This is a genomic window from Flavobacterium selenitireducens, from assembly GCF_014748335.1.
GTDB lineage: Bacteria > Bacteroidota > Bacteroidia > Flavobacteriales > Flavobacteriaceae > Flavobacterium > Flavobacterium selenitireducens.
The window spans coordinates 68,308-81,658 of record NZ_JAAVIY010000004.1 but is presented as its reverse complement, the minus strand read 5'-3'; the positions used below and the strand labels follow the sequence as shown (position 1 = coordinate 81,658).

Annotated in this window: 12 protein-coding genes; 6 read left to right on the top strand and 6 right to left on the bottom strand. The window is 47.6% G+C overall.

The genetic code is table 11. From position 1 onward, the window contains the following. Positions 1-49: 49 nt before the first annotated feature. Positions 50-1,606: a signal peptidase I gene (gene lepB, locus HC229_RS08145; RefSeq protein WP_191019988.1), complete on the top strand. Its 1,557-nt coding sequence runs from the start codon at positions 50-52 to the stop codon at positions 1,604-1,606. Positions 1,607-1,608: 2 nt separating this feature from the next. Beyond that, positions 1,609-2,247, top strand: a complete 639-nt coding sequence (locus tag HC229_RS08140) for a WbqC family protein (RefSeq protein WP_191019987.1) — start codon at positions 1,609-1,611, stop codon at positions 2,245-2,247. 19 nt (positions 2,248-2,266) lie between these two features. On the opposite strand, the gene HC229_RS08135 is transcribed toward HC229_RS08140, so the two are convergent. The 6 genes from HC229_RS08135 to HC229_RS08110 all read right to left on the bottom strand — a co-directional run bounded on the left by HC229_RS08135 (position 2,267) and on the right by HC229_RS08110 (position 9,118). Beyond that, positions 2,267-3,319, bottom strand: a complete 1,053-nt coding sequence (locus HC229_RS08135; protein WP_191019986.1) for an endonuclease/exonuclease/phosphatase family protein — start codon at positions 3,317-3,319, stop codon at positions 2,267-2,269. A 1-nt stretch (position 3,320) separates the two neighbouring features. Beyond that, the gene (locus HC229_RS08130) at positions 3,321-4,175 is read right to left on the bottom strand and encodes a rhomboid family intramembrane serine protease (RefSeq protein ID WP_191019985.1); all 855 of its coding nucleotides are present in this window, start codon (positions 4,173-4,175) and stop codon (positions 3,321-3,323) included. A 1-nt stretch (position 4,176) separates the two neighbouring features. Then, positions 4,177-4,998, bottom strand: coding sequence for a rhomboid family intramembrane serine protease (locus HC229_RS08125; RefSeq protein ID WP_191019984.1), 822 nt, complete (start codon positions 4,996-4,998; stop codon positions 4,177-4,179). Next, entirely contained in the window at positions 4,995-6,884 is a 1,890-nt protein-coding gene (mutL, locus tag HC229_RS08120; RefSeq protein WP_191019983.1) for a DNA mismatch repair endonuclease MutL, read from the bottom strand. Before mutL ends, HC229_RS08125 begins: the two co-directional genes overlap by 4 nt. A gap of 922 nt (positions 6,885-7,806) precedes the next feature. After that, a complete protein-coding gene (gene ribH, locus HC229_RS08115; RefSeq protein ID WP_191019982.1) occupies positions 7,807-8,325 on the bottom strand; it encodes a 6,7-dimethyl-8-ribityllumazine synthase in 519 nt (172 codons plus the stop codon). Between the two features lies 1 nt (position 8,326). Beyond that, complete coding sequence (locus tag HC229_RS08110; RefSeq protein ID WP_191019981.1) at positions 8,327-9,118, bottom strand: tetratricopeptide repeat protein; 792 nt, start codon at positions 9,116-9,118, stop codon at positions 8,327-8,329. A 129-nt stretch (positions 9,119-9,247) separates the two neighbouring features. Here HC229_RS08110 and recF point away from each other — a divergent pair, with 129 nt between their 5' ends. The 4 genes from recF to murB all read left to right on the top strand — a co-directional run bounded on the left by recF (position 9,248) and on the right by murB (position 13,081). Continuing rightward, positions 9,248-10,327 (top strand): DNA replication/repair protein RecF, encoded by a 1,080-nt coding sequence (recF, locus tag HC229_RS08105; RefSeq protein WP_191019980.1) that lies wholly within the window; start codon positions 9,248-9,250, stop codon positions 10,325-10,327. Between the two features lie 368 nt (positions 10,328-10,695). Next, a complete protein-coding gene (locus HC229_RS08100) occupies positions 10,696-11,400 on the top strand; it encodes a rhodanese-like domain-containing protein (RefSeq protein ID WP_191019979.1) in 705 nt (234 codons plus the stop codon). Then, positions 11,400-12,068 carry a DUF2461 domain-containing protein gene (locus HC229_RS08095; protein WP_191019978.1) on the top strand — a complete coding sequence of 223 codons (669 nt, stop codon included), beginning with the start codon at positions 11,400-11,402 and terminating at the stop codon, positions 12,066-12,068. The genes HC229_RS08100 and HC229_RS08095 overlap by 1 nt, the downstream gene beginning before the upstream one ends. Next, entirely contained in the window at positions 12,068-13,081 is a 1,014-nt protein-coding gene (murB, locus tag HC229_RS08090; protein ID WP_191019977.1) for a UDP-N-acetylmuramate dehydrogenase, read from the top strand. The genes HC229_RS08095 and murB overlap by 1 nt, the downstream gene beginning before the upstream one ends. The last annotated feature ends 270 nt before the right edge of the window (positions 13,082-13,351 follow it).

Below are 13,351 nucleotides of genomic sequence, written 5' to 3'. Positions count from 1 at the left end.
CGGTAACGCCTCGAACGCGATTCCGACTTACGCATAAAAACTTACGGACATGACATTGACACAATGGTTTATTTTTTTCCTGATCGTGCAAGTGGTGCACTTCGCAGGAACCTGGAAATTATACGAAGCCGCCGGACATAAGCGCTGGGAAGCCGCCGTGCCGATCTACAACGCCATCGTGCTCATGAAAATCATCAACCGCCCGACTTGGTGGACGATTTTGCTGTTCGTTCCCGTCGTAAACCTTATCATGTTCCCGGTGGTCTGGGTGGAGACGCTCAGGAGTTTCGGAAAAAATTCCACCCAGGACACGTTGCTTGGGATCTTTACTTTAGGGCTTTACATTTACTACGTCAATTACACCCAGCCGCTGAACCACATTCCGGACAGGGAGTTGCGTTCCAAATCGAAGGCGGGCGATACGCTGAGTTCGCTGCTTTTCGCGGTTGTCGTGGCCACCGTCGTGCATACGTACATTATGCAACCGTTCACAATTCCGACATCCTCACTCGAAAAATCGTTGCTTATCGGAGATTTCCTGTTTGTGAGCAAGTTCCATTATGGGGCGCGTACGCCTTCTACGACAGTGGCGCTTCCGATGGTACACGACACGATTCCGATCATCAACAAGCGTTCGTACCTGTTTAAGCCGCAATTGCCGAGCTTCCGCTTTCCGGGATTCGAAAAAATCGAAAAGAACGACATTGTGGTCTTCAACTGGCCCGTCGATACGGTCGAGCGCTTTTTTGTTCCGGGGCCTCGCGTGAACAAGCCGGTCGACAAGAAATCGAATTACGTCAAACGCTGCGTGGGAACGCCGGGCGACAGTCTTTCGATAGTGGACGGGGACGTCGTCATCAACGGCAAGAAACTCATCCTTCCGGAAAGATCGCGACCACAGACCGCCTACTTTGTGACATTTGACGGAAAGACGCCAATCGACTTTGAATACCTGTTGCGCAGCCTCGACGTTACGGACGGTGCAGGCTTTATCAGCGAGAGACGCGACACATTGCTCATCAGCGCCATTACCGAGCGTGGTGCCGAAGCGCTTCGCAAAGTGCCCGGCGTAGTTTCCGTTACCAAAAACCTCGATAAAAAGAGCAATGCCCAATCGGTGGTTTTCCCTAAAGGTTACACGAACTGGACAATCGACAATTACGGCCCGATCTATATTCCGGAGCAAGGGAAAACGGTGGCTTTGAAACGCACTTCGCTACCGTTCTACAAAAAAATAATTGAGGAATTCGAAGGACACGACCTCAAGGTAAACGGTGAAGAAATCCGCATCGATGGAAAAGTAGCCACCTCTTACACGTTCGCGCAGAATTATTATTGGATGATGGGCGACAACCGCCACCGGTCCGAAGACAGCCGGTATTGGGGATTTGTACCGGAAAACCACGTCGTCGGAAAGCCGGTGTTCATTTGGATGAGTTTGGATCCCAACAAAGGCGGGTTCGACAAGATTCGCTGGGAGCGCATGTTTACAACCGTAGGAGGCGAAGGCGAACCGACTTCCTATTTTAAGTTTTTCCTGATTGCATTGGGACTTTACTTCGTGGCCAGCTATTTTATCAACAAACGAAAAGCCGCAAAGGAATAATAATGGACATTCTTATTTTTCCCACCTATTTCCCGTCAATCAGCCAATTTGTCTCGATTGCGCAAGCCGATTCCGTCACGTTGGAAGTGGAAGACAATTTCCAGAAGCAAACCAACCGCAACCGCATGTACATTTACAGCCCGAACGGCAAGCAGTTGCTCAATGTTCCGGTAAAGCACACGAGTTCGGCGGGTCATCAGAAAACGAAGGACATTCGCATAGAAAAGAATTTCGATTGGCAAAAACTGCATTTCAAATCGCTTGAAGCCGCTTACAGAAGTTCGCCTTTCTTTGAATATTACGAGGATGAGATCGCGCCGATTTACTTCAAGAAACACCAATTCCTGATGGATTTGAATATGGAAGCGCTGCAGATCGTCTACAAATGCCTTGGATTGCCGTTTGAGGTGAACAAAACCTCGGAATATTTCCATGAAGTTCCCGACGTTGCAGACCTTCGAATGCTTGCGAACGGCAAAAAAGATGAAAACCAGTTTGAAGAATATACCCAGGTTTTCGGGGATAAATTTGGTTACCTGAACAATTTGAGCATTCTTGATTTACTATTCAACGAAGGACGATATGCGCTCGACTACCTCAAAAGACAAACCTTGATCGCACCTGCCAACTTTAAGCTTTAAGCTTTAAACTTCAACCAACCTACTCCCTAACCTCCAACCGCGTCATAATCGGGTAGTGATCGGAGTTCTCAAATTCCGTAAAATTCACGAAACTTTTGACCTGTAATTTAGGATCGGCGAAAATATAGTCGATTCGAGCCGGGTAATATTTGAATTTATACGTCTGCCCAAAGCCCTTTCCGGCATCTTCGAACGCATCTCCCAACTTGCCTTTTATCACGCGGTACACATACGAAAACGCACTGTTGTTCATATCGCCGCAAATAATTACCGGAAATTTGCACAAGCGCCTGTGGTCGCGAATAATCTCGGCTTGTTGCTGTTGTCGTTTGAAAGCTTCACTCGCGCGTCTAAAAATTGCCTTTCGCTTTTTCTCGTCGATTTTGTTGAGATGATCGTTGTTGATCTCGTCGACGTCCGGCGTGATTTTTATCGATTGCAGATGCATGCTGTAAATCCTGATCGTGTCCTTGCCCTTGCGGATATCGGCATATACTACGTTGTTGTTCGAATTCGGGAGTTCGAGTTTTCCCTGGTCGATAATCGGAAACTTGGAATAAATTGCCTGGCCCGTCTTAACCTGGTTGCCCTGCATCATGATGTACTTGTGCGGATAGACTTTGAGGTCGACGTTGGCGCGTTCGGAATATTCCTGCAAACACACGATGTCGGGATTTTGATCGTTGATGAAATCCTGGATGGTCGCTCCCACATCATCGTTGGGAATCCAGTCGAAGAGATTGAACAAACGCACATTGTAGCTCATCACCGTAAAATCCTTTTCGGAATCCGGGAGTTCCGTTGGTGAGAACTTGTAAAATTTATTGATGAACGTGATGCCTGCCAACAACAACAAAGCCGGTAGAACGACTTGTTTCTTGAGCAAAACCGCCCAATAGACAAAGAAAAAGGCGTTCAGTATCAAGAACATCGGCATGAAAAGGGTCAGTACCGAAAGCAGCGGAAACATCTTTGGTGCGAGGAACGGCAAGACATAGGCGATCACCGTCAGCACCGTAAGCACGATGTTGAGCAACCACATAAACTTGTTGAACCACGAGAGTTTTTTCATATCATTTTCCTGCGCGGAACAGGAAATCCTTTTCGTCCTTAGTCAGGCTGTCATAACCTGAACGGCTTATTTTATCCAATATTTCATCGATTTGTTGCTGTGTTCTGTCTTTCGTTACGACGGATGGCTTTTTTTGGGACGCTTTGTTGTCGTAATTGCGATGGACCTTTTTAAATTTCGTTTTTTGCGATGGTTTGAACAAGTTGGCGAAAAACTCGATCACCGACGTGACGATTCGGCTAAGGTCCGTTCCGCTCTGCAAAAGTTTCATATATACGAATCCGAAAAGCGCCGCCGACAAATGCGACAAATGGCTAACGGAACTTTCTGCTGGGATCGAAATGAGGTCGAGGAAAATCAGCAAACCCGTAATGATCCAGAGCTTGACGTTTCCGATGAGCAGCAACCGTACTTCCATCGTCGGATTGTATGTCGTGATCGCCACCAAAACGGCCATTACCGCAGCAGATGCGCCGACGAGCCCGTTGCCCAACCCAAAAATGTAATAGTTCGCGATATAGACCAAGGCCGCGAAAACTGCACCGAGGAAATATACACCCAGGAACTGCTTTATCGTAAAGTAGGTGCGGAACAACCGAGCCGAAAAATTAAGCACGAGCATATTGCTCAGGATATGCATGAAATTGGCATGGAGAAACGAATACGTAACGACCGTCCACGGATAGTAGAGGACCACGCCGGGGCGTAACGCCAGCCATTCCGGAAAACCGCTGCCTGGCACAAACGCAAAATACAAAGCCGATACAATGAAAATTGCGACATTTATGATGATCAGCCGCGTTTCAGGGCCGCCAAGGGCATATTCGTTCTTTAAATCATTTAGGATGCGTGACATATCAATTCCAGCGGTTGTCGTTAAAACTGTTTTTTTTCCAGTACCACATCATCAGGAAACCGAATAAGGCGCCTCCGATATGCGCAAAGTGGGCTATGCCTGAACTTGGCCCACCGATTACCGAACTCGACGAAATACCGGAAAATATATCGATAAGCAAGATTCCGGGTACAAAAAATTTAGCTTTTATCGGAATCGGAAGAAAAATCATCATCATCTCAGCATTCGGGAACATAAACGCAAATGCCACCAACAAACCGTAAATCGCGCCCGATGCACCCACCATCGTAGTTTGGCTCGTGGCTGCGGCATGGAACAGCGCACCGAAACTCTCTTCGTTTATCCTCGACTGCTGGGATGCATCCAGTACGTTGCGCAAGCTGGCTTCGAACAATTCCCCTCGATAAGCATTGTCCCTGACGAAATCAAAATTGAGTATTTTGTGGACCTGATCGGATGAAAGTGCCAAATCTGACGCTTGGCTCAGGAACTGATGCACCTCGAAATACACGTATCCCGTGTTGACCAATGCCGCTCCCAATCCGCAGGATATGTAGAAAAACAAAAATTTCTTCGGTCCCCACAACTGCTCCAATGTCGAACCGAACATGTACAAACCGAACATATTGAACACAATGTGCTCTATTCGAGGAAACGCGGCGTGCATGAACTGGTAGGTAAACGGCTGCCACAGTTGGAATTGATCGCTTTGAATATAGTGAAGCGAAAGAAAGTCATAAGCCGGAGCTACGGCCTGCGCGCCCAGGAAAAAAATGACGTTGAGTATGAGCAGTTGCTTGACAACCGGCGTTATTTGCATCATAGTGCGAATTTCTTATCGATATCTTCCACACGAAGCGTGATGAAAGTCGGTTTCCCGAAAGGTGAAACATCTGGTTCTTTACATGCGAACAAACCATTTACGAGGTTTTCCTGTTCGCGTTCGGCGAGAAACGTTCCCGTTTTTACGGCCACGCTTTTGGCCATCGATTTGGCGATGGAATCGTTTTGGCTGAAACTCATTCCGGGCAATCCGTCCTGGAGATCGCTGAGCAACTGCTCCATTACGATCGATGCCTCGCTTTCGGCCACGTTGATCGGCAATCCCGATACGACGATATGGTCGTGGTGGATTTCACTGAAAACAAATCCTGTATTTTCCAATGACAATTGCAATTCGCGGATCAAACTGAGTTCCAACGTCGAAAAATACAGGTTCAGCGGGAACAGCAATTGTTGGCTCGACGCCTGGCGAACGGTCATATTGGTCAGGAACTGCTCGTACAAGACACGTTGGTGCGCCCGTTGTTGATCTATGATGACCATCCCCGATTTTATAGGATTTACGATGTACTTACGATGAAGCTGGTACATGCGGTTTTCCTGGGCCTGGATGTCCGATTCGTCGAATAATGAGGCCGTGACCTCTTCCCCGCTCTCAAACTGGATCTCTTCGGGTTCGGAAATCGTCTCAAAATCACTTTTGAGGCCAACGTATAGGCTCTCCCAACTGGCGTGTTCGGTCTTGCGGTGGTAATTTCCGGCCGAGGCGAAAGACGAATTTCCCGCAGCAGAGCCCGCTGACCGCTTTTCGGACGGCATCCCGAACGGATTAAAGCCGCCATCTACCTCTATAACGGGCACGACCGCATCGCGATCTTTGTAATCGTATGGCGTGTCCAAAGAATCGTCCCGTTCAAAATCGAGCACCGGAGCGACGCTGAACTGGCCGAGGCTGTGTTTTACCGAAGCGCGCAAAATGGCGTAAAGCGCGTGTTCGTCGTCGAACTTGATTTCGGTTTTCGTAGGATGGATGTTGATATCTATCGTATGAGGCGGAACGTTCAGGTAGATAAAATACGACGGTTGGCAACCTTCCTTCAAAAGCCCTTCATAGGCCGCCATTACGGCGTGGTGCAGATAACCGCTCTTGATAAACCTGTCGTTGACGAAAAAGAATTGCTCGCCTTTGTTTTTCTTGGCGAATTCTGGTTTCCCGACAAAACCTTCAAATGTGACGATTTCCGTCGATTCCGAAATAGGAACCAGTTTTTCGTTCGTGCGCCCGCCGAAAATATTGACGATGCGTTGTCTCAGGTTGGAAGCGGGTAGATTGAACATTTCCCCACCATTGTGGTACATCGTAAAATGAATGTTCGGATGCGCCATGGCCACTCGTTGGAACTCGTCGAGGATATGTCGGAATTCCACCGTGTCCGACTTCAGGAAGTTGCGACGCGCCGGTATGTTGAAAAACAAATTTTTGATCGCAAACGAGGTTCCCTGTGGCAAAACGGCGACCTCCTGGGAGACGAACTTACTGCCTTCGATGACAAGGTGCGTTCCCAGGTCCTGGTGGGGCTGGCAGGTTTTCATCTCGACGTGGGCGATGGCTGCGATCGAAGCGAGTGCTTCACCGCGAAAACCCTTTGTATGCAATGAAAAAAGGTCTTCTGCATGACGGATTTTTGACGTAGCATGACGTGCAAAGCACAATTTGGCATCTTCAGGGTTCATGCCCTGGCCGTTGTCGATTACCTGGACGAGTGTTTTGCCTGCGTCTTTGATGATGAGCTTGATGTCATCGGCTTTGGCGTCGACGGCATTTTCCATCAATTCCTTGACAACGGAGGCTGGTCGCTGGACGACCTCGCCCGCGGCAATTTGATTCGCAACGTGGTCGGGAAGGAGTTGGATAATACTGGACATGTTCTGTTTGAGTGGACGTCAAATGTACCACAATTAACGTAAAAAACCGGGATGCAAACGTGAAGGGCGGGTTAAAGTTTTGCACACTAATGTTTGGCTTTTCATGAAGTCGTGGCGGGGCGCGGACGTGAGTTTTTTGTTGAGTTTGACGGTGGTGTGTCGAAGGGGAAACGTGTGAGGTTTGGCGGCTCCGCTGCGCTGCGCCGCTAGTTACGATTTTTTTGAACAATTAAGATAGTTAAGTTTAGTTAAGGTTTTTTGTTTCAATTTAACGAGCTGGAATGCGAAGCGTTTGGCGGCTCCGCTGCGCTGCGCCGCTAGTTACTAATTTTTTTTAACAACTAAGGTAATTAAGTTTAGTTAAGGGTTTTTGTTTCAATTTAACGAGCTGGAATGCGAAGCGTTTGGCCGCTCCGCTGCGCTGCGCCGCTGCTTATTCGCATTTCTCGATTTCTTGAACAATTAAGATAGTTAAGTGTAGTTAAGGCTTTTGTGTGGAGTTTCGATTTTTGACGAGCCGGGATGCGAAGCGTTTGGCGGCTCCGCTGCGCTGCGCCGCTGCTTACTCGCATTTCTCGATTTCTTGAACAATTAAGGTAATTAAGTTTAGTTAAGGGTTTTGGGTGAGGTTTGGTTGATGCGGTGAGAATGTAGGTGAATTGTGCTTGCGTTAGCGATTGCAGCGGCATCCTTTTGCGAGGCACGAGCAAAAGATACAGTGGAAAGCGCGGCGCCGGCCCAGGTCGCGGAACGAAGCAGTTTGCCGTTCCGGCGCAACGCCCAACTTTAAACCTTAAACTTTAAACTTTAAACCTTAAACTTTAAACCTTAAACTTTAAACCTTAAACTTTGAACTTCAAACCTTAAACTTTAAACAAAAAAACCCGTTCTTTCGAACGAGCTTCCTATCAAAAGGTAAACGCTATTTAAATCCCATTTTCAAATTCTGACCCGAGGTGCGCTTTCGCAAATCTGCCATGCGGATTGCCGTTATGGCGGCTTCGGTACCTTTGTTGCCGTGGCTTCCGCCCGAACGATCGAGCGATTGTTGTTCGTTATTGTCGGTAAGCACGCAAAATATCACGGGAATATCGCCTTTTATGTTGAGATCTTTTATGCCTTGGGTAACGCCTTCGCAAACGAATTCGAAGTGCATGGTTTCTCCTTTGATCACGCATCCGATGGTAATGATCGCATCGACGGTAAGCGCCTGGCGCATCCTGGCGGCTCCGTAGATGAGCTCGAAACTGCCCGGCACGTTCCAACGCGTGATGTTCTCCGGTTTTACGCCACAATCGAGCAACGCCGTTTCGCATCCGCTGAAAAGGCCTTCGGTGACTTTCGTGTTCCACTCAGAAACAACAATCCCGAATGTGAAGTTTTTCGCATCCGGGAGTTGGTTTTTATCGTATTCTGATAAGTTCTTGTTCGCTGTGGCCATATTATTGCGCCAATCCGATAAGCGCGTCTACCTGAGCAGCCTCGGGAGAAGCGTCGTAATTGTCCTTGATGTCCTGGAAATGCTTCAGGGCCGTTTCTTTTTGTCCCAAAGACAAAGCGGCTTTCCCGGCTTTCAACAAATACATTGGTGTTGTGAATTCGTTTTTATTCGTAGCGGCGGCTTTCTCATAGTATTCCAACGCTTCTTTCGGTTGGTTTTTCTGAGAGAATGCATCCCCTTTCAAACCTTGAGCCAATGCAGAAAGCACGACGTCGTCTGTCTTGAACTTATCAAGAGATTCTATAGCCTCATTGTATTTTCCTGTGTTCAGATAAGAAACTCCAGCGTAATAGTTGGCAAGGTTTCCTGCATCTGTCCCTGAATAATTGTCGGCGATATCTACAAAACCGTACTGTCCTTCTGATCCCTTAAGGGCCAGAACGAAAAGAGAATCCGGCTTTACGCCGTCAACCGCCTGCTGGAAATTCTGCTGGGCAACGAACAAAGCCGCTGCGGCATCGTCTTCCTTAGGTTCGGCAACGAATTTTTGGTAAGCAACATATCCGATAGCAGCCAAAGCGACGGCACCTACGATACCGAAAATCATCTTTTGGTTTTTCTCCACCCAAGCTTCGGTCTTGTTGGCCGTATCGTCCAACGTATTGAAAACACCTGCCGTGGCACTGTCTTTCTCATCGACTTTTACGTCTTCAAGATAGTTGTTGTCCAACGTTGGGTCATTTTCCTCTTTTTCTTTGGGCGCTTTGAAACCTCTCTTATTATATGTTGCCATTTAACTTTAAATTAATGCGGGGCAAAAATAAAATTTTTATTCAGAAACGAAAGCTAAAAGTTGTATTTTTTCGGAAATTTGCGACCGCTTCCCGAATCCCGATTTTCGTTACCGAAGCCGCTTTTGCCAATGCACCTCAACAAGATTTCCCTGCTCAATTACAAAAATTTCGAAGATGCGTCTTTCGATTTCGACGGCAAGATCAATTGCTTCGTCGGAAAAAACGGCGTGGGAAAGACCAATGTGCTCGACGCGATCTACCATCTGGCGTATGGCCGAAGCTATTTCAACCCGATTGCGATGCAGAACATCCGCCACAATCAGGACTTTTTCGTGGTCGAAGGCGAATTCGAGAAAGACGACAGGAGCGAGCTGATCGTGTGCAGCCTCAAAAAAGGCCAGAAGAAAATCCTGAAGCGCAACGCCAAAACCTATGAGAAATTCTCGGATCACATTGGCTTCATACCGCTGGTGATCATCTCTCCTACCGATCGCGACCTTATCCTCGAAGGCAGCGAAGTCAGGCGGAGCTTTATCGACAGCGTGATTTCCCAGCTTGACTCGCCTTACCTCCACAAGCTTATCCAATACCAAAAAGTACTGACGCAGCGCAACGCCTTGCTCAAGTATTTTGCGGCCAACCGTAATTTCGACCAGGAAACGCTAGTGATTTACGACGAACAGCTCGACGTGCTTGCCCAGCCTATTTTTGAGAAGAGGCGCGATTTTCTCGAGCAGTTTCTGCCGATCTTCAACGAGTACCACCAAACGATCTCCAATTCGTCCGAAAATGTCCAGATCGTCTACCAAAGCCATTTGTCTCAGCACGGCATGCTGGCACTTTTGGGCGACCACGTCCAGCGCGACCGGGCATTGCAATATACTTCCGTGGGAATACACAAAGACGATTTGTCGTTCGAGATCGATGGTCACCCGATCAAGAAATTCGGGAGCCAGGGCCAACAAAAATCGTTTCTGATCGCACTCAAGCTGGCGCAATTCGAATTCGTGAAAAAACAATCGGGGCAAAAACCGATTCTTTTATTCGATGATATCTTTGACAAACTGGACGAAACGCGGGTGTCAAAAATCGTCGAAATGGTAGACAACGACGCGTTCGGCCAGCTTTTTATTTCGGACACACATCCTGAACGCACCGAGGCGATCGTGAAGCAGACGCATCAAAGCTATAAGATTTTTAATCTTTGAGAAATTCTCAAGTTCCGAACTCCAATCGAATCTAAGTCCCTGCCCTGGCATGACGCCGCTTTTGGGATTGTGACCCATTCGAATTAAACGACAACAAACGTTTACAAACGTTTACAAACGACAGTAAATGTTTAATGACCGGATGCATCGTTTGGTGTTTTGCACCTTTGCCTTAGGTTTTTGGATTTCCGATTCAGGATCGTATGGATAGTTGAAATTCGGAAAGGGTTTGGGGATTTGGATTCCATGTACAAATTCGTTTTCATATGATTTGGAGTTTGGAATTGGAGCGTAGGTGCTTCATTTCGAATTTCCGTTTCCCAACCCAAAACTAAAAACCGTATTTTAGCTCACTTTTATTTTCGATTATGAAAACTCAGATTTTGGCCCTTTTCGCCTGCGTTTCCTTGCTCTTTTCGTGTCAGGGACAAACTCCGGATCATGTAAAAACGGTTGGACCGAAAGATTTCGCCGAGAAACTCGACGGTAATCCTGAAGCGCAAATCCTCGACGTACGCACGCCTGAGGAGTTTTCCGGCGGACATTTGAACAACGCTCAAAACATCGATTGGTATGATAAGGACGATTTTGTCACGTCGGCGGCAAAGCTGGATAAAACCAAACCGGTTTTCGTGTACTGCGCAGCCGGTGCGCGCTCGAAAAAAGCGGCAGCTAAATTATCCGAGATGGGATTCGCCAATGTGTACGATTTGCAGGGCGGCTATGTGAAGTGGAATGCCCAGGGTTTGAGCCAGACAGAGGCGGGATCTGAGATAGCTGTCGGTATGCGGTCTCCTGAATATGCGGAATTGATCAAATCAAGTGATAAGGTGCTCGTCGACTTTTACGCGCCTTGGTGTGAGCCATGTAAAAAAATGGCGCCTTACCTGACCAAAATGGAAAAGGAGCGAACAGATGTCAAAATCGTCCGGCTCAACGCCGACGAACACAAAACCCTGATGAAAGAAATGAAAGTCGACTCGCTGCCGCGTCTCATCCTGTATGTGGGCGGTAAACAGACTTGGAAACACGACGGGTTCATATCAGAAGAAGACCTTAAAAAACAATTGTGATGTTAGCCAAAGAAAGCCTGCAATTCCTTGAGGATTTACGCAAGAACAACAACCGCGACTGGTTTCAGGGACAAAAGAAACGATACGAATCGTATAAGGAAAACTATCACGCCCTGGTCTCGGATTTCATAAAGGTGATGTCGACCTATGACGCGTCGCTCGAATCGCTGAATGTAAAGGACTGCACGTTCCGGATCAACCGCGACATTCGCTTCTCCAAGGACAAATCGCCCTATAAAACCCATATGGGAATCTGGTTGTCGACGGGGCAAAAAAACACCAACCTCGCCGGCTATTATATCCATATCGAGAAAGGGCAAAGTTTTATTGCGGGCGGAAAATGGCAGCCGGAAAACGTCGACCTCAAAAAAATCCGCAAGGAAATTGCATTTTTCCACGACGAGTTGGATGCGATTTTTACCGACGGGAAGTTCGCGTCCGTTTTTGGAGGGTTCGATCGCGACAACGCGCTCAAGACGATGCCGAAGGGTTACGAGAAAGATCATCCTGCGATTGAATACCTGAAACTAAAATCGTTCACCGTTACCAAAACGATTGACGACAAATTGCTGTTTGACAAAGATTTCGTACAGAAATCGGCTGCCGACCTGGCGCTGATCAAGCCGCTCAACTATTTTTTGAACCGCGCCCTAACTACTGAAGAATAATGCAGCTTATTTCGGATTTTTCGCTTAAAAACTACAATACTTTTGGCATAGACGCCAAAGCCAGGCAATTCGTGGCCGTCCATTCTCTCGATGAGTTGAGGGAGGTTTTGGAACAGCACCGGCTCGAGAATAAATTTATTCTTGGTGGCGGAAGTAATATGCTGCTTACCAAAGACATCGATGCCTTGGTGATCCACGTTGATTTTAAGGGAAAACAAGTGCTGAGGCAGGATGACGATTACGTCCTTGTGGAGTCACAGGCAGGAGAATCCTGGCACGAATTCGTGTTGTGGACGATTTCACAGGATTTTGGCGGGCTCGAAAACATGTCGCTGATTCCGGGAAACGTAGGAACTACACCTATCCAAAACATAGGGGCTTATGGGGCAGAGATCAAGGACACCTTCGTGAGCTGCGATGCGATGCACATAGAAACCCAGCAAATGCGAACCTTCACGAAGGATGAATGTGAATTCGGATACCGCGAAAGTGTATTCAAAAATGCCGAAAAGAACAACTACATCATCACTTCGGTCGTGTTCAGACTTACGAGACGCGATCATAAAATCAACACCGGTTACGGCGACATCATCAAACAGTTGGCGTCAAAAAACATAGTAAATCCGGGCTTGAGAGAGGTAAGCGATGCCGTGATCGCGATTCGGCAGAGCAAATTACCGGATCCCAAGGAACTTGGCAACAGCGGCAGTTTTTTTAAAAATCCTATCGTCCCGATTGAAACTTATGAAAAGGCGAAAGCAAATTACCCTGAAATACCGCATTATGTCGTATCTGAAACCCAGGTGAAAGTGCCCGCGGGCTGGCTTATCGAGCAGGCCGGTTTCAAAGGCAAGCGGTTTGGGGACGCGGGAGTGCACAAAAATCAGGCGCTTGTCCTGGTGAATTACGGAAATGCAACCGGCGCCCAGATACTCGAATTGGCAAAAATGGTCCAGGATGCCGTCTTTGAAAAATTCGGGATCGAGATCGAGGCAGAAGTCAATGTAGTATGATGTTCCGATTGGTTCACTGCGTTTGGATGTGTCCCGACCTCAGCCAGTGACGCGTTTCAGTTTGCGACCGCCTGCTTAGCCTGACGCCGGATTCATAAAAAGTGCATGTACAGCGCCGGTTTGTTGCGATTTAAGCGCCAATGACCCTTATTTATTTCCGCGGGCCTGACGAGCAATGTGTTTTGGTTTGACGGCGGGAAATAAGCCAAACACGTTCCTAACTTATTACAACGTCCCTTGTCATGGAGAAATTGACACGGATCGGGAGTT